9 protein-coding genes and 1 pseudogene are annotated in these 16,740 nt (G+C 64.5%); 7 read left to right on the forward strand and 3 right to left on the reverse strand.

All coding sequences use genetic code 11. From position 1 onward, the window contains the following. Positions 1-19: 19 nt before the first annotated feature. Both QHC78_RS12530 and QHC78_RS12535 read left to right on the forward strand, forming a co-directional pair. Positions 20-880: an alpha/beta fold hydrolase gene (locus QHC78_RS12530; RefSeq protein WP_319744997.1), complete on the forward strand. Its 861-nt coding sequence runs from the start codon at positions 20-22 to the stop codon at positions 878-880. A 265-nt stretch (positions 881-1,145) separates the two neighbouring features. Next, positions 1,146-2,753 (forward strand): YyaL domain-containing protein, encoded by a 1,608-nt coding sequence (locus QHC78_RS12535; protein ID WP_319744999.1) that lies wholly within the window; start codon positions 1,146-1,148, stop codon positions 2,751-2,753. A gap of 44 nt (positions 2,754-2,797) precedes the next feature. Here QHC78_RS12535 and QHC78_RS12540 read toward each other — a convergent pair whose 3' ends face one another. Further along, positions 2,798-3,646: an OmpA family protein gene (locus QHC78_RS12540; protein WP_319745000.1), complete on the reverse strand. Its 849-nt coding sequence runs from the start codon at positions 3,644-3,646 to the stop codon at positions 2,798-2,800. Between the two features lie 698 nt (positions 3,647-4,344). Here QHC78_RS12540 and QHC78_RS21145 point away from each other — a divergent pair. From QHC78_RS21145 to QHC78_RS12565, 5 genes and pseudogenes are all read left to right on the forward strand, one after another. After that, positions 4,345-4,629 (forward strand): annotated as a pseudogene (locus QHC78_RS21145) (BapA/Bap/LapF family prefix-like domain-containing protein); the annotation flags it as partial. A gap of 636 nt (positions 4,630-5,265) precedes the next feature. Next, positions 5,266-7,128, forward strand: a complete 1,863-nt coding sequence (locus tag QHC78_RS12550; RefSeq protein WP_319745004.1) for an Ig-like domain-containing protein — start codon at positions 5,266-5,268, stop codon at positions 7,126-7,128. An 89-nt stretch (positions 7,129-7,217) separates the two neighbouring features. After that, positions 7,218-9,086 carry a TolC family protein gene (locus QHC78_RS12555; RefSeq protein ID WP_319745006.1) on the forward strand — a complete coding sequence of 623 codons (1,869 nt, stop codon included), beginning with the start codon at positions 7,218-7,220 and terminating at the stop codon, positions 9,084-9,086. Then, positions 9,076-11,277: a type I secretion system permease/ATPase gene (locus QHC78_RS12560; RefSeq protein WP_319745008.1), complete on the forward strand. Its 2,202-nt coding sequence runs from the start codon at positions 9,076-9,078 to the stop codon at positions 11,275-11,277. The genes QHC78_RS12555 and QHC78_RS12560 overlap by 11 nt, the downstream gene beginning before the upstream one ends. A 106-nt stretch (positions 11,278-11,383) precedes the next feature. Continuing rightward, positions 11,384-12,514: an HlyD family type I secretion periplasmic adaptor subunit gene (locus QHC78_RS12565; protein WP_319745619.1), complete on the forward strand. Its 1,131-nt coding sequence runs from the start codon at positions 11,384-11,386 to the stop codon at positions 12,512-12,514. A gap of 36 nt (positions 12,515-12,550) precedes the next feature. Here the strand turns inward: QHC78_RS12565 and QHC78_RS12570 are convergent, their stop codons facing one another. Both QHC78_RS12570 and QHC78_RS12575 read right to left on the reverse strand, forming a co-directional pair. After that, the gene (locus QHC78_RS12570) at positions 12,551-13,450 is read right to left on the reverse strand and encodes an alpha/beta hydrolase family protein (protein WP_319745010.1); all 900 of its coding nucleotides are present in this window, start codon (positions 13,448-13,450) and stop codon (positions 12,551-12,553) included. Positions 13,451-13,473: 23 nt separating this feature from the next. Next, a complete protein-coding gene (locus QHC78_RS12575) occupies positions 13,474-16,716 on the reverse strand; it encodes an ATP-grasp domain-containing protein (protein WP_319745012.1) in 3,243 nt (1,080 codons plus the stop codon). Between the last annotated feature and the right edge of the window lie 24 nt (positions 16,717-16,740).

Here is a 16,740-nt window from a genome sequence, read left to right on the forward strand (position 1 = left end):
TACTACGGAGCTGTCATTCATGTATCAGAGCATTTGGGCCGACATGCGCGGCCTGTCGTTTTCCCAGGGCTGGATCGATGCCGAAGGCATACGTACCCGCTATCTGCGCAGCGGCACGGCCGGCAAGCCGGCGCTGATCCTGCTGCACGGCGTGGGCGGCCATGCCGAGGCCTACGTGCGCAATCTCAAGTCCCACGGCGAACACTTCGACGTATGGGCTATCGACATGATTGGCCACGGATGGACGGACAAGGCCGACTACGACCTGGAAATCCACCACTATGTCGACCACGTCCAGCGCTTCATGCGCGCTGCCGGTATCGAACGCGCGCATTTCTCGGGCGAATCGCTGGGCGGCTGGGTGGCTTCACGGCTGGCTGCCGACCATCCCCGGATGGTGGATAGGCTGGTGCTGAACACCGCTGGCGGGTCGCAGGCCGATCCGGCCGTGATGGCCAAGCTCAAGAGCCTTTCGCTGCAGGCCGCAACCGATCCTAGCTGGGACTTCATCAAGGCCCGCGTGGAGTGGCTGATGGCCGACAAGAGCAAGGCCTACGACGACCTGGTCGCCACCCGCCAGGCCATCTACCAGCAGCCCGGAATGGCCCAGGCCATGAAGCACAACATGATCCTCCAGGAAATGGAGGTACGTAAGCGCAATCTGATGTATCCCGAGGACTATGGCCGCATCCAGGCGCCGACCCTGGTGCTGTGGACGTCGCACGATCCCACCGCGGATGTCAGCGAAGGACGCCGTATTGCCTCGATGATTCCCGGCGCGCAGTTCACGGTGATGGACGGCTGCGGGCACTGGCCGCAGTTCGAGGATGCCGAGACGTTCAATCGGATACACCTGGATTTTCTACTGGGCAAGTCCTGACGATACGAAGGAAGCCTGTCCCGGAGGGAGGGCCTGTGCGAGGCAGGCCGTGGCGGCCGGCACGCCGTGGCCGGTGTCAGTCATCGCGGCGACGGCGGCTATGGACTGCCTCGTCGCCCGCAGGTTAGGATTGCGCTCGCCGTAACCTGACCCGCCACGACGCCGAGGCGTCGCCTCTCTTATGCAACTGTCCGCGCTTCTTGACGATATCCGCCCGCAGGTTGAAGCGGAGTGCGCAACGCCCGGCGCGGATTGGCCATGCACGTTGTTCTTTTCCGTGTCCGACGGTTCGGCCAGGGCTCGCGTGTGCCATGTCAGCGAGCCGGATTTTGCCAGTGCCTGGCGCGCCGGCGCCGCCGCTCTGGAACGGCTGGTCCAGCGACGGGCCGTGCAAGTGAGGTGGCTGCGCGTCGACTGGGTCAAGGCGGTCAGGACCTCGACCGTGGCGGACTGGTCCCGGGAACTGGCCCGGACCAAGCGCAATTACTATCGCTACGGCGTCGCGTTCGACAAGCAGATGCAGCTTGCCTTTCTCGAGCAAGAGCTCAACGGCAACGCGATGCTCTATGGCGGCAACACCGTTCCCCACGCGCAGATCAATCCGCATAATTTCAAGGTGTACGCGGCCACGCGCTTCGGTGCCGAGGTGCAGATCGATCTCGGTGACGAACGGGAGGTCTATATCCTCACGACGCAAGGCCTCTTTCGCGATGTAGAGGAACAGCAGTCCTGGCTGCTGTACGGCGCGGGGCGCCACGCGGGCCGGCGAGTCACCGAGCGCCTGGCGGAGCAGGACGTCATGGGGATGATCGCGCGCGGGTCCCGCTACCTGGCGACCCAGGTGCAAGACAGCGGCGTCTTCCATTATGGATGGCATCCTTGCTTCGATCGGCCCATCAATGCGTACAACAGCCTGCGCCATGCCAGCACGACCTACGCCATGATCGAGGCCTGGGAAGTGACCGGTGACGATGAACTCAAGCGGGCTATCGACCGTTCGCTGGACTACCTGACCGGTACCTTGATTGCCGAGCGCGGACTGGCGCCGGGCCAGCGTGCCGCTTTTCTTGTCGATGGCGGCGGCAGCGAAGTCAAGCTAGGGGGCAATGCGGTGTGCTTGCTGGCCTTGAGCAAGTACGCGGCGGTAACCGGCACTAGCCGCTATCACGCACTGATGGAGTCGCTGGCCCTCGGTATCCTGCACATGCAGGATCCGGTAACGGGGCGGTTCAGCCATGTCCTGAACTATCCCGACCTGTCGGTCAAGGATCCGTTTCGCATCATTTACTACGACGGCGAGGCGGCCTTCGGGCTCATGCGCCTATACGGCCTGACGGGCGATGCGCGCTGGCTGGAGGCGGTCGTCAAGGCGTTCGACTATTTCATGGCCGCGGAGCATTGGAAGGCGCATGACCATTGGCTGAGCTATTGCGTCAACGAGCTGACTTCCTACCGGCCCGAGCTTCGGTATTTCGAATTCGGGATCAAGAACGTGGCCGGGTATCTCGACTTCGTGCGAGACCGGATCACGACGTTCCCGACCTTGCTGGAGCTCATGATGGCTGCCGAAGCGATGCTCCATAAGCTGCCGGCGCGCCCTGATACGCAGCCGTTGCTGGACTCGGTGGATATCGACGCCTTTTATGTGGCGCTCGAGCGGCGGGCGCATTACTTGCAGAACGGCCATTTCTGGCCCGAGTACGCCATGTTCTTCCGGAATCCCCGCCGTATTGTCGGCAGTTTCTTCATCCGGCACCACGCCTTCCGGGTCCGTATCGACGATGTCGAGCACTACCTGTCGGGCCTGGTCGCCTACCTCAAGTACTTGCGCGCCGGAGGGCGTGATCGCGCGCTGCGCCTGCGCGGGGCCTGAGGCCCCGGCTTGGCGAGCGATTTCCCCGCGGCGCGCCGCTCGGCTTAGCGGGCGCGCGCGCCCGGCACGCTGCGAATGTTCAGCGTGACGCGGCGGTTCGGCGCCAGGCAGCTCTTGAGTTCCTCCGTTGCCCGGTTGCCCTGGCACTGGGCAACGGGTTCGGCCGACCCGCGGCCATCCACGGACAGTCCCGACGGCGACAGACCCCGGCCGATCAGGTAGTCGCGAACGGCCTGCGCGCGTTGCAGCGAGAGGCGCCGGTTGATCTGCTCCGAGCCGATCCGGTCGCTGTGTCCGACGATCTGGATTTCATAGGGAAGGGTTTCGTTGCGCAGCGAGGCGACGATCCGATCCAGTTCGCGTTGCCCGTCGACACGGAGCCGGGCGCTGGCGAACTCGAACAGCACATCAGCCGACATCGAGATGGTGCGCACAGGCGCGGGAGCCGGCGCGGGCTGCGCGACAGGCCGCATGGCGCTCGCCAGCACTTGGCACTGCGGCCGGCGCCATTCGCCGGAGGTCACCAGACCCGCTGCGTCGAAGTTCACCCGGTACTGGCAAACCAGGTTGCCGTCGCCAGGCCCCTGCAGCGGCAGGGCCAGATTGTAGTAGTACGAGCGGCCATCGGGGCTGCGGTGTACGGGTTCGCCGAGCGCGCTCATCACTGCCTGCCGCGAGGCGCCGGGCTTGACCTGCGCGAAGCGGTTGGCGTCGAGCGGCGTGCCGTTGCGCAGGTACGCCGGCGGCATCTTGCTGACGGGCACATTGATGTTCTCGAACCCTGACGGGTCTTGCGTGACCTCGACGGGATTCGTAGACGTGCTTTTGGGCGGGGCCGAGCATGCAGCGAGGATGAGTGTGCCCATCAGGGCTGCAACAGTAGCGATTCTCATGCGGTGTCCTTGGATTAAAGCCGACGAAACGGTCACGTAAATATCCGTGGCTGGGTCGCCACGCGTCCAAAGCGGATATCTCGACGTATTAACGAACGAGTAAACCCAGAGGATTTAGCATTATGGCCGTTTCCGCAAGATTTAATGTCGAATAAATGATCCAAAACTTGCGAATATCTAAATCGATTGAATATCTTGATTATGCAGATATTTGTAAGAAAACCCTGTATTCGATTTTCATTGCCTTTTGGATGAGCTGCTCCCCTCGTGTTTTCGCGGGCATCATAGAAGTAGCGAGCACTCATTATCGTAAACAACGATAAAGCGTAAATCGGTATTAGGGAAATCCTTGATACGCGTGGCACAAGACTCGAGTAAGGTTGCTCCGAATTTAAATATCGCGGGAAAACGCGAACGCAACGCTTAAAAAAAATATTATCTCGCTAAACGAGATGTCTTAATCGAACGAATATGCGACAAGCGGCTGGGAAATAAATAGCCGGTCTATTATTTTTTGGTTTTTCCGGCTTTTGGCAAGCAGGGCTGTGGTTGTTGGCATGCGTCCGGTTCTTCGAGGGCCCGTTTTACGGCGCTCCTTTTTGGGGCCGGGTGTTGCGTCAGAGATTTTTTGATGGGCCCGGAAGGGCTCGACCACTCGAACAGGACATTGCAAAGGTAGCTGCATGAACATGATTGTGATGAACAAGGCCGATGGGGCGACCACCGAACTTCCGGTTGGGAACGTCACGCTGAACTCGGCGGGCATCGTCAAACTGCCTTTTGGCCCGGAGTCTGTTGCCAATTTCGAGCGCAGTGGTTCGAACCTGGTGGTCCAGCTCAAGTCCGGCGAACAGCTGACGCTGGCCAACTTCTTCCAGACCGCCGCCGACGGCTCGCGCAGCGAGCTGATACTCGAGGACTCGAGCGGTGTGCTGTGGTGGGGCCAGTACAGCTCGCCTTGGTCGGGCTTCTCCTTCGCTGAAATCAATGCAGCTGAAGAATTGATGGGCGTGCTTCCGGGTGGAGGCGCGCTGCCTGTTTGGTTGTTGGCTGGCTTGGCGGCGCTGGGCATCGGCGCGGCCATCCTGAGTAACAACGACGACCATGATGATTCTGACTCGGACGCCGATGCTGATGCTGACGCTGACGCGGATGCTGATGCTGATGCTGATGCTGATGCTGATGCTGACGCGGATGCGGATGCGGATGCGGATGCGGATGCGGATGCTGATGCTGATGCTGATGCTGATGCTGATGCTGATGCTGACGCGGATGCCGACGCGGATGCGGATGCGGATGCGGATGCCGATGCGGATGCGGATGCGGATGCGGATGCGGATGCGGATGCGGATGCGGATGCTGACGCTGACGCGGATGCTGATGCCGATGCGGATGCTGATGCGGACGCGGATGCTGATGCCGATGCTGACGCGGATGCTGATGCCGATGCTGACGCGGATGCCGATGCTGACGCGGATGCTGATGCTGACGCTGATGCTGATGCTGATGCGGATGCTGATGCGGATGCTGATGCGGATGCTGACGCCGATGCGGATGCCGATGCTGACGTAGACGCCTACGACGATCTCGCCACGGCCGAGCTCGAACTCGAGCATCGCGTGATCTCTACCGAGCCCCAGTCCGGCACCGATTCGGTGTTGATCGGTATTGGCCAGCTCTCCGAGGTCCACACCTTCGAAATCGCCGAAGGCACGATGGGTAACGTGGAGTTCTCGGCCGATGTGGGCAGCCTCCTGTCTCTGCTCAGCGCGCCGTTCGTTTCCCTGCAAGTCATGCAGGATGGCCAATGGGTCGATGTGGCTACGACGTCGAGCGCCAACCTGATCGACGTGATCGGTCTGGCCGGTGACAACCTCGTGGTCGAGGCAAAGGATCTTCCCGCCGGCCAGTACCGGATCGAGTATGGTGGCAACGCGCTGGCCGCACTGGCGCACCAGGTCGACTGGAGCATGAACCTGGAGCACACCAGCATTACCGAGTTCGACGTGGCAAGCGCCGAGCCGATTACCGGCAACGTGCTTACGGACCCGGGCTTAGGCGAAGGCTCCGCGGACAACCTGGGTCCCGACGGAGCGGCGGTGCTGCAGGTCGAGACGTCGGAAGGAGTGTTTGTCGCGCCGGCGGCCGAAGGCACGGCCATTACCGGCCTGTACGGCATCCTGACCATCATGCCGGATGGCAGCTATTCCTATCAGCCCAACACCGAGAACGCGGCTGCCAACGTAGGCAAGGTCGACGTCTTCGATTACAAGCTGGTCCATCCCACCGCGGGCGAGGATACGGGCACGCTTTACGTGCGCCTGGATAGCGATCAGGTCAACCTGGTCTGGGACGACGCCAACCCGGGCGCAGACGCGACGGTCGTGCCTGCGGCCGATACCATCGCCGATGCGGAAGTCATCGTTGGACCGCAGGTCGAGCAAGTGTCCAGCGGAGAAGTCATCGACTTCTCGTGGCTGCTGGGCGGATTGGGCGGACTGATCGTCATCGGTGAGACCTCGGGCAGCCACACGTTCACGGTGGCCGAGGGCACCACGTCGACCGTGACCTTCGACGTCACCGGTTCGGGCCTGGCCTCGCTGCTGAGTGACCTGGACCTCACGCTGGAGCGCATGGACGAAAACGGCAATTGGGTAGAGGTCGGTAACTCCGAAGATGGCGGCCTGATCGACTTGCTGACCCTTCTGCCGACGGAGTTCGAAGCGCGTATCGATGATCTCGGTCCTGGCCAGTATCGGTTGAATGTATCGACTGATGCAGTGCTGAGCGCCGCCGGAGGCGTCAGCGTGGAGATGTCCGAAGAGGTGGCGCATCTCGACCAGCAGGCTGCGCAGGGCGTCGATCCGGCGGAAGGCAACGTGCTGGAAGAAGCCGGTATCGACGTTACGGTCGACGGGCCGGTCGTCATCAGCCTCGACGCGGACGGGACGGTGCGGTATCCGGGCGTGGACCCGATCGAGCTGCAGGGTACCTACGGCACCTTGACCATGCATGCGGACGGCAGCTGGACCTACGAGCCCAATGCCGACCTCAACGGCATCGGGCAGTCCGACTCGTTCGACTACAGCCTGCACTATGCCAACGGGCAAGTTTCGGAGGGTACGTTGACCGTCAACATCGGCGAAACCGACGGTACGCAGCCGCCGGCTGACGAGTCCGCTGGCGCAGAGGGTGAGGCCGAGGCCGCCGCGGCCGACGTTCCGCTCGATGGGCTGGAGCAGGACGACGACACCGATGGCGCCGACGACGCCACGAGCGACGACGGCAGCGACCAACCGGTTGCGCTGGAGGATGTCCTGCAGCCCGAGGCCGATCCGATCGAGACGTACTTCGCGGAGGAAGAAGACAACAGCCTGCTGCCGGAGCCGTTGTCCGACGCCGCTACCTCCGTCCTGGCCAACGTGTACACGGAGGACCCGGAAGACCAGGCATGGTCGCAGCACGATGTATCGGGAATCTGACCACCGGTTCGGTTAGTTGGCCCGAATGAGCGGCCGGGCCTGGGCAATCCAGGTCCGGCCGTTCGCATGAGAAGTTGTCGGGAGTATTCATGAGAGGTTCATGCCGCACCGCGTGGTACGTGGTCGGATTGCTGGCCATGGGAACGGTGGGCGCAGCTGGAGAGGAAGTGCCCGCCGCCACGGCAGCGCATGGCTCGTCGCGGATGGCCGCGGCAACCGCGGCAGCGCCGGGGCCCGCTTCGGCGCGGCGTCTGGAGCCGGTGCTGGTGCCCTCCATGTCGATGGGACGGCTTCTCGAGAGTGCTCCCATGGCTGTCAGTGTGCCTGCGTCGACGCCTCGGCAGGCGCCGGTCGCCGCACCCGCACCCGCACCCGCGGCAACCCCCGCACCCGCGGCAGCTCCCGCGCCGGTCCAAACCGATCCTCCTGTAGCGGCCCATTCCGCTACACCGGCCGAACCGCAGGTCGAGTCGCCGGAACAGGCAGCGGCACCGGCAGCGCTGCCCGTCGAATCACCCGTCCAACAAGTGTCGCCGCCCGCAGCGAAGACTGCGGTCAGTGCCGCCGCGGAGGAAAAAGGGGCCCCGGACCGCGCCCGCCGCCCGGCCGGTGCCAAGTCGCTGGGCCCCATGGACCCCGCGGTAGCGGCGAGCCAACTGATCAAGGAAGGGTTCGGCACGGCCGACACCGTGGTGCTGGCCAGCGAGGTAGGACAAGGCGGCAACGGCTACCCGGGCGCGATGACCTTGGCCGCTATCGCGCGCCAGGCGGTCAGCTGGCATCCGAACATCGCCGCCGCGATGGGGCGGCTGAACCAAAGCGGCGAAGAGATCGAGGTCGCCAAAGCGGGCTACTACCCACGCATTTCGACCGGCTTGCGCGCCGGCCGCGACAATACGCTGGCGGACAGCCAGGTCCGGCGGCTCAGCATGTCGGCCACGCAGATGCTGTATGACTTTGGCAAGGTCGACAGCAGCGTAGCCGCGGCCCGTGCAGCGGCCCGGGTCAACCAGGCCCGTGTCAGGCTGGCCGTGGACCAGGTCGCGCGGGACGCGGTGCAAGCAGCCATCGAGCTCAGCCGCTACGAGGAGCTGGTGGCCGCCGCGCGCGACCAGGTAGCGGGCGTCGCGGAGATCGCCAAGCTGGTCAAGACCCGTCACGAGCGGGGAGCCAGCACGCGCTCGGATGTCATGCAGGCGCAGTCCCGCGTCTCCGCCTCGGAATCCATCGCCTTGCAATATGCCTCCCAGCTCGCGCGCTGGCGCGGGGTACTCCGCACGTTGCTGGGCGTGCCGGCGCTGCCCCAGTTGTCTGTCGAGTTTTCGCCGGAATCCGCGGCCGCATGCCGGGTAGACGAACCGGAATGGTCGGAGGTGCCTGCCGTGCTCGTGGCCGAGGCCGAACGCGACCAGGCGCTGGCCCTGCTCGAGACGGCGCGCTCGAATCGGCTTCCTACTTTGTCGGTGGATGCGGGCGTGGGCCGCGCGCTCAACGGCAATGCGACGCGGCGCGACGATTTCACGCTGGCGCTCAATATGTCGATGGATGTCTACCAGGGCGGTGCGCTCAGCGCCCGCAGCAGCGCGGCCGAGTTCGCGCTGCGCGCGGCCGACGCTTCGCGCGATAACGCGAGGTTGTCGGCGCTGCAGTCCCTGACCGATGCACGCGAACAGACGTCCGGTCTGACCGAACGTATGGCGGTGCTGGACGGCCGCCGCCGGTCCATTAGCGAGACCAAGGACTTGTACCGCCAGCAGTACCTGGCGCTCGGTACGCGGTCCTTGATCGACCTGCTGAACGCGGAACAGGAATTCCATCAGTCGCGCTTCGACCAGATCAATACCAAGTACGAACTGATGGGCTTGGGTATCGAGTGTCTGTATGCCACCGGCGCGATGCGTCGGGCCTACGGCTTGGAAGAGGCCGCGCGCATGGCGGGGAATACGTATGACGACTAATACGATGGCAGCGGAAGACCATCCGGCCTCGGGCGATCGGGCGTCCATGGCCGACACCGGCGCGCGGGATCGCGCCTGGATCGAGGCGGTGCAGGCCATTGCCCGGCATTACGGCCTGCCGTGTTCGCCAGAATCGCTGCATATCGCGCGTCGTTGGGCCGACGGCAGCGACGAGGACGAAGCGCTGCGCGACCTTGCCCGCCGCGCCGGCCTGGGCTTGACGCTGCTGCGCGGCAAAGGCGCGCTGGCCGAAATCTCCAACTGGCGCCTGCCCGTGGCGGTACAACTGGCGGACGGGCAGGTTGGCGTGCTCGAGGCCTTCGGCGCGGATGGCTTGGCCAGCATCGCCTACTGCGGCGACGATGGTCAGTTGACGCGGGTGTCCGCACGCCAATTGCTCGACCAGGCGGTGCTGGTGGCGGTCATGCGGCCGGTCGGCGACGTGCCCGATGCGCGCGTGGACGCCTATATTTCGCCCTACCGGCCGCATTGGCTGCGGCGCATCGTCCTGCGCGACTTGCGTCCGTACTGGCACATCATGCTGGGGTCGCTGGTTGCCAACATCCTGACCCTGACCGGCGTGCTGTTTTCCATGCAGGTCTACGACCGCGTCATCCCGGCCGGGTCGCTGCCCACGCTTTACGTACTCTTTATCGGGGTGCTGATTGCGCTGCTGTTCGATTTCATTCTCAGGCGCGTCCGTACTACCGTGACCGACCTGCTCGGCAAGCGCGCCGACATGCGTATATCCGACCGTGTGTTCGGCCATGCGCTGCGGGTGCGGAGCACGGCCCGCCCGGCCTCTACGGGAACCTTCATTTCGCAGCTGCGGGACCTGGAGTCCATCCGCGAGATGATGACTTCCACGACGGTGACGGCGCTGGCCGACGTACCTTTTTTCCTGCTGTTCCTCGTAGTTTTCTGGTACCTGGTGGGGCCGCTGGTCGCCGTGCCCCTGGCAGCGACGGTGTTGCTGCTGGTGCCTGGCCTGCTGGTGCAGCGCCGCCTGCGCCGGTATGCCCAGACGGCGATGCGCGAGTCGTCGCTGCGCAATGCCATGCTGGTGGAGTCGGTGCAAGGCAGCGAAGACATCAAGACGATGCAGGCCGAAGACCGCTTCCAGAGCCAGTGGAACCACTACAACGCGGTCACGGCCGAGGCGCAGCTGCGCACGCGTTCGCTCACCAATACGCTGATCGTGTGGACCCAGACGGTGCAGACCGGCGTCTATGCCACGGTGATTTTCTTTGGCGCTCCGCGCGTCATGGATGGCGAGATGACCACGGGCGTGCTGGTCGCGGCGTCGCTGCTCTCGTCGCGCATGATGGGGCCCATGGCACGCATGACCCAGGTGCTGGGCCGCTGGCAGCAGGCCAGGATAGGCGTCAAGAGCGTGGACCAGATCATGCAGTTGCCGGTGGACCAGCCGGAACACGAGCAGCGCATTCACCGCCCGGCCATACAGGGAGCTTTCCAGTTCGATATGGCGGCGTTCCGCTACACGCCCGACAGTCCGGTCACGCTGCAAATCAAGAACCTGCGGATCCAGCCCAGGGAACGCATTGCGGTGCTGGGACGCAATGGCGCCGGCAAGTCGACCTTGCTGCAAGCCTTGTCCGGCTTGCTGGAACCGGCCGCGGGCGAGTTGCTGCTGGACGGCGTCAGGCTGGCCCACATCGACCCGGCGGACGTTCGGCGCGACATCGGGATACTGACCCAGAACGCGCGCCTCTTCCACGGAACGCTGCGCGACAACCTGCTGCTCGGCGCGCCGCGCACCAGCGACGAGCGCATCCTGCAGGCGCTGGAGTGGACCGGGGCGCTCAACTACCTGCGGCGTCTTCCCAAGGGGCTCGATCACATGGTCCAGGAAGGCGGCCTGGGGCTGTCGGGCGGCCAGCGCCAAAGCCTGCTGCTGGCCCGGCTGCTGTTGCGCGACCCCAAGGTGTTGCTGCTGGACGAGCCGACGGCCAGCATGGACGAAACCACCGAGAAGCGCTTCATCCGCTACCTGGCGGGATTGGAGCCGGGCCGTTCGCTGGTGGTGGCCACGCATCGCACCAGCCTGTTGAGCGCGGTGCAGCGGGTCATCGTGGTGGAGAACGGCATGATTGCCCTGGACGGGGAGAAGGACGAGGTGATCGCGGAATTGACCCGGCGCTCCAAGGTGCGCCTGAAGGCGGCGGTGTGAACCGGGCAGGGGGACTATCATGAAGGGAAATGCGACGCAGGCGCTGGCGGGCGTACCGTGGCGGGCCGGAACCGTCGACGCCGTAGGCGACGGCGACGACGCCACCATGGTCCGTTCGGCGCGCATCGTGCTGGTCATTGTCGCGCTGTTTGCCGTATTGCTGGTCTGGAGCTACGTGGGGGTGGTCGACGAGGTCTCCTCGGGCACCGGCAAGGTGATACCTACCTCGCGCGAGCAAGTCATCCAGTCGCTCGAAGGCGGCATTCTTGCGGAACTGCACGTGGCCGAGGGGCAAATCGTCGAGCAGGGGCAGATCCTGGCGCAGCTGGACCCCACCAAGGTCGGGTCCAATGTGGAAGAGAGCGCCGCTCGCTATCGGGCGGCGCTGGCCAGCACGGTGAGGCTGGAAGCCGAGGTGGCCGAACGGCCCTTGAAATTCCCGGCCGAGCTCAAGGCCTATCCGGAGCTTATCGCCAGCGAGACCCAGTTGTTCGAGGCCCGCAAGCGCAGCCTCGAGCAATCGACGTCCTGGATCGTGCAGGCCCTCAAGCTGGTACGCAGCGAGCTGTCGATTACCGAGTCGCTGCTCAAGGATGGCGCCGCCAGCGATGTGGAAGTGATCCGGCTACGCCGGCAGGCCGCCGACCTCGAGCTCAAATTGAGCGAAACACGATCCGAATACCGCGTGCGCGCCCGCGACGAGTTGACCAAGGCACAGGCCGAGGTAAAGGCGCTATCGTCGGTAGTGAAAGGGCGGGCCGATTCGCTTACCCGGCTGACCCACCGGTCCCCGGTGCGCGGCGTGGTCAAGCAGATCGGGGTGACCACCATTGGCGGCGTGATTCCGCCGAACGGCATGCTGATGGAGATCGTGCCGCTGGATGACAAGCTGCTGATCGAGGCGCGCATTTCGCCGCAGGACATTGCCTTCATCCGTCCCGGGCAAGAGGCCAAGGTCAAGATCACCGCCTACGACTACGCGGTCTATGGCGGACTGGACGGTGTGGTTACGACGATCTCGCCCGACACCATCCAGGACGAGGTCAAGCCGGAGCTGTATTACTACCGCGTGTTCATCCAGACCACGACCGATGCGCTGGTCAACAAGGCGGGCAAGCGTTTCCCCATCGTGCCTGGCATGATCGCCACGGTGGATATCCGCACGGGCGAGAAGACGGTGTTTGAATACCTGATCAAGCCGTTGAACCGCGCGCGGGAGGCGTTGCGCGAGCGGTGAAGACGGAGGGCCGAGGCCGGCCGGGCGGGCGCCGCCTCACCGGCCGGGCCGCGCGCAGCTCGCGGCCGTCGTCAGCCCGATGGAATCCTTGAGGTCATGGAACGCGGGCCCGACCGCCGCATGGGTTACGAGCTGCACCTGGTGGCCCTCCTGCCGCACCTTGTTGGCGAACATCTTCTGCAGGTCGAACGGTGTCACCTGGTCCTTCTCGTTGCCGATGACGTAGATCTTGCGCGTGGGGTCGCGCACGATGCCGTCGACGTGATCCAGCGGATCGTACAAGTCCGCATACCTGGGGTTGTTTTTCCTGTCGCGCGGTTTTCTTCCTTTGGCTTCGTCCAGGATGCGGGCTCGTTCGAACAGCGCGAAGGCGCCCGACGTCAGCACGGCGCAGGAAATATCGGTGCGTCCCATCGTGAGCAAGGCCGCGCCGGCCGTCGCCCCGCCGCTGTGGCCGTAGACCACGAAGCGCTCTATGCGGTAGCGGTCCTTGATTGCGTCGAGCGCCGCGTTCAGGGCCAGGAATTCCGCGATGTGCCGGGTCCGGAGATGATTGCCGCTCGACCCATAGGTACCCGGCCTGGCAACGATGACGACCGGCAGTCCGAGCCGGCGCGCGACCCGGTCCGCGATGGCCTGCTGCTTGCGCACCGTGTTGTCCCGGATTTCCTCGGGCTGCATCCGGGCCGCCCGGTGGCGGTCCCCCCCGAAGACGATGACCGCCACGGGAGCGTGCTCGATGTTGCCGGCGGCGAAGTAGCGGATGCAGTCTTGCCCGGAATGGTAGTCGGCCCAGACGGCACCCGACGAGATGGGGCAGGTGCTTTTGTCGGCCTTTCCATTCCATGGAAGCGGCGCATCCGTCTGGTCGTCTGCGAACGCCAGCGAGCAGCCCAGCAAGGCCGCAAGGAATATCGAAACCAGCCTGTATGCCATATCGCTTTTCCTCGCCATCGCCGTCATTTGGCTACCGCAAAGCCGCGCGGGATGTCCCCATGGAATGCGGAGTGCCGGCTTTTCTCCAGCAGCGGCCCCGTGGCGCATGCCGACAGCATGTCGTCGACGGCGTTACCCGCGCCGGAAATCACCAGCTCGAGCTCGCGTCCCGACAATGGACGGATCGAACCGTCGAGCATGCGCAGATGCGCGTGGCGCCAGATGCGATGGACCGAGATTTTCACGTTTCCGCGGCACGATCCCACGATCCGGACCGATTTGCGCGCTTCGTCCGCCGCGCCGGAGGACCGGGGGAACAACGCATCGACGATCGCTCCGGCCGCGTCCCGGGGCGTGCCATGGGTCACGAAGTGATGCAGCCCCATGTCGGGGTTCGCATTGACCTCGATGACGACCCAGCGCTGATCCTTCGGGGATCTGGATATGTCTTCCGCGAGGAGGTCGAAGCCGACATGAAGGGGGTCGAAGACCGCGCGGCGCACCTTGACGGCGACTTCCGCCCAATCCGGATGGACGGTTTCGGTAACGTCCGTGCTTTCTCCGCCGGAGCCGATGTTGGCGACGCTGTGCAACTGCAGATAGCGGCCGTTTTCCAGGACGGTGCGCCCGTCCATGCCCAGCTGCGCCAGGTTGCGCAGCATCATCGGCGTCAGCTTGATCGGTTTGGAGCCGTCGTAGGGGTTTCTGGCGCGCCGCCTGTTCTTGATGGCAATCAATCCATCGATGGTGTGCTTCCCATCGCCCACTACATGGGCGGGAACGCGTTCGGCCGCCGCGGCTATGGTATTGCCCACTGTCAGGATCCGGTAGTCCTTCCCCTGGCAGTACTGTTCGACGATGATGGCCGACGAGCCGGCGGCGCGTGCGTGGTCCCAGGCCTGCTCGAAATGGGGCAGGGTCGAGATGTCCGTGCTGACGCCCGCTCCTCCGGATCCGCTCAGCGGCTTGACCACTACCGGTTGGCCCAGGGACTGGGCGAATTCCCAGGCCGCCTTGACGGCGTCGCGCGCGAACATCGCCCCTTGCGGCGTGTTGATCCCCGCCTCGCGGAGCAGGCTCTTCGTCCACTCCTTGTTGTTGGTGGCGCGGCGGGAAATTGATCGCGTGTGGTCCGACATTCCCTGGAAGAAGGCCACTTGCCTGTCGCCGTTCGAAAGAACGGTGAGTTCGTTGCTCAGGGCATGCACCGACAGATTGCGCGCGTAGGCGGCCTGGCGGATCAGGCGCATCTGGGTCGAATAATCGCGCCTGAATGAACCGCCGCCGCATGGGGCCCGATAGGGCGCCGCCGGCACGATGGCCGGCGCGCCCGGCGCGTTACCTTTCTCTTCCCTGAGGCGCTGGTGGCTGAAGTTCAGCAGCGTCCGGGGAAGATGCGACGCGGGCGGCCCGAAAGCGGCGAAATAGAGCGTGGCGATGGCCGGGTTGGAATTGATCTCGATGATGGACACGTTGCCGTCCTCGGCGCTCGCGGAGAAATCCTTGATCAAGACGTCCAGTCCGAGCAGGATGGCGCAGGGTACCGACCTGGCGGCCTGCTCGGCTACGGCGACGATCGACGGATGCAGCCGGTCGATGACGCTCACGCTTTCTCCGCCCATCGCGATATTGGATACCGTGGACAGATGGACCCGTTCGCCCTTGCCCGGCACTTCCGATTTTCTTCGTCCGTCCAGCTCGAGCTGGTCGAAACTGCTGATGGGGTACAGCTTGAGAAGAGGGTTCTGCAGGCGCAGCTTGTTCTTCTCGGCCACGAGCTCCTCGATCGTCCGCACGCCGTCGCCGATGACGTAGGCGGGAACGCGGCATACGGCGGCGGCCAGCTTGCCGCCTACCGTGATCATGCGGACTTCGTCGCCGGCAACGAAATCCTCGACGATCACGCGGCGGCCGAAGGCGGTCGCCCGCTCCCAGGCCTGCACGAAGGAGGGCTCGTCGGCGACGCCGGCGGTGACGCCATCTCCCCCGGCTCCCGCCGCCGGTTTGACGACCTGGGCCACGGAGCGTGTCCTGAAGTAGGCGGCCGCCGCGTCCCTGTCGGTGAAGACCCGGCCAGCCGGCGCCCCGATGCCGTTCCGCGTCAGTAAGTCCTTGGTGGCCACCTTGTCCAGGGTGATCCGGCTCGAGCCGGTTCCCACGTCCGGCGCATTCTGCTGGAAGACGATATCGCCGTCGGGAGTCACGACCCGATAGCTCAGTTTCCGGATGCTCTCGATGCGCCATCCGCGCCGTGCGACTTCGTCGCCGATCAGGTGGCGGGCAATGTCGCCCTTGCGGCCGTGATAATCGGACGCCGAAAAATCGTTGGCGCCGCCGGCCATGATTTCGTCGATGATTCTGGCATTGGCCCCGGCGTCGAAGGCGGGTCTTTGCCCGGGCTCGCGCTGGTCCGCGCGCGCCGCCGGCGTCTCCGGCGCGGCGCGGGGGCGCTCCCTTCCCATGCCGGCGGCGCCTCTGTCCCGCCTTCGCGCAAGTTCGAACAGCGCGGCGGCGATATCGATCCTGGGCGGCGAGTATTCCTTGACTTCGCCGCTGGCCACGCGGCGCTCCAGCTCATCGAGGAAGCCGTGGATGTCCGATACGTCCAGCCCGGCGAGGTCGCGTACGTGATAGCGCCACCACGCTACGTCGAGTATGCGCGCAATGGTGGCGTCGTCGAAGCGATACTTGATCACTTTTGCGGGTGCGCCGCCCACGACCGCAAACGGCGGCACGTCTTTCACGACGATCGCGCCCGCGGCAACCACCGCGCCGTGGCCGATGGTGATGCCCCTGCGGATCAGCGCGCCGTTGCCGATCCAGACGTCGTCCTTCACGATCAGGGGGCCGCGATCGGTCTGCTCGAAGGGCGGGACCGAGGTCGCCACGCGAAAACGCTTCTCCATCCACGCCGCATAGTAGTCCCGGCATGCGAACGGATGCGTGCTGATGCGGTCCAGGGGATGCTCGTTCCCCATCAGCCTCGAATAGGGCGCGATGCTGCAATAGCGTCCGACTTCGGCACGGCTGCCGAAAGCGGTGTGCATGTAGGTGAATGCGCCGCAGTTGCTGAAGCCATTCCTGCCCGACATGGTCGCGAACGGTTCGACGACGATGGGCGACTTGATCGTTACCGTCTCGCCTTCGCGATAGACGCCCCTGATCTTGAAAGGGTGGAGAAGATAGATGTTCTGCTCGGCGAAGAAGTCCTCGATCTCCTTCGACCACTTGAATGAATATGGATACGTCACGTTCTCATCGTTCATCTCTTTCGCTCCATACCATTGCCG

This window comes from Pigmentiphaga sp. (assembly GCF_033795525.1).
Taxonomy (GTDB): Bacteria; Pseudomonadota; Gammaproteobacteria; order Burkholderiales; family Burkholderiaceae_B; genus Pigmentiphaga.

Bases quoted from the DNA above. Each gene is read 5' to 3' on its own strand.
- QHC78_RS12570 (WP_319745010.1), bottom strand. From the start codon at position 13,450: ATGGCATACAGGCTGGTTTCGATATTCCTTGCGGCCTTGCTGGGCTGC.
- QHC78_RS12565 (WP_319745619.1), top strand. From the start codon at position 11,384: ATGGTCCGTTCGGCGCGCATCGTGCTGGTCATTGTCGCGCTGTTTGCC.
- QHC78_RS12575 (WP_319745012.1), bottom strand. From the start codon at position 16,716: ATGAACGATGAGAACGTGACGTATCCATATTCATTCAAGTGGTCGAAG.
- QHC78_RS12555 (WP_319745006.1), top strand. From the start codon at position 7,218: ATGAGAGGTTCATGCCGCACCGCGTGGTACGTGGTCGGATTGCTGGCC.
- QHC78_RS12530 (WP_319744997.1), top strand. From the start codon at position 20: ATGTATCAGAGCATTTGGGCCGACATGCGCGGCCTGTCGTTTTCCCAG.
- QHC78_RS12560 (WP_319745008.1), top strand. From the start codon at position 9,076: ATGACGACTAATACGATGGCAGCGGAAGACCATCCGGCCTCGGGCGAT.
- QHC78_RS12540 (WP_319745000.1), bottom strand. From the start codon at position 3,646: ATGAGAATCGCTACTGTTGCAGCCCTGATGGGCACACTCATCCTCGCT.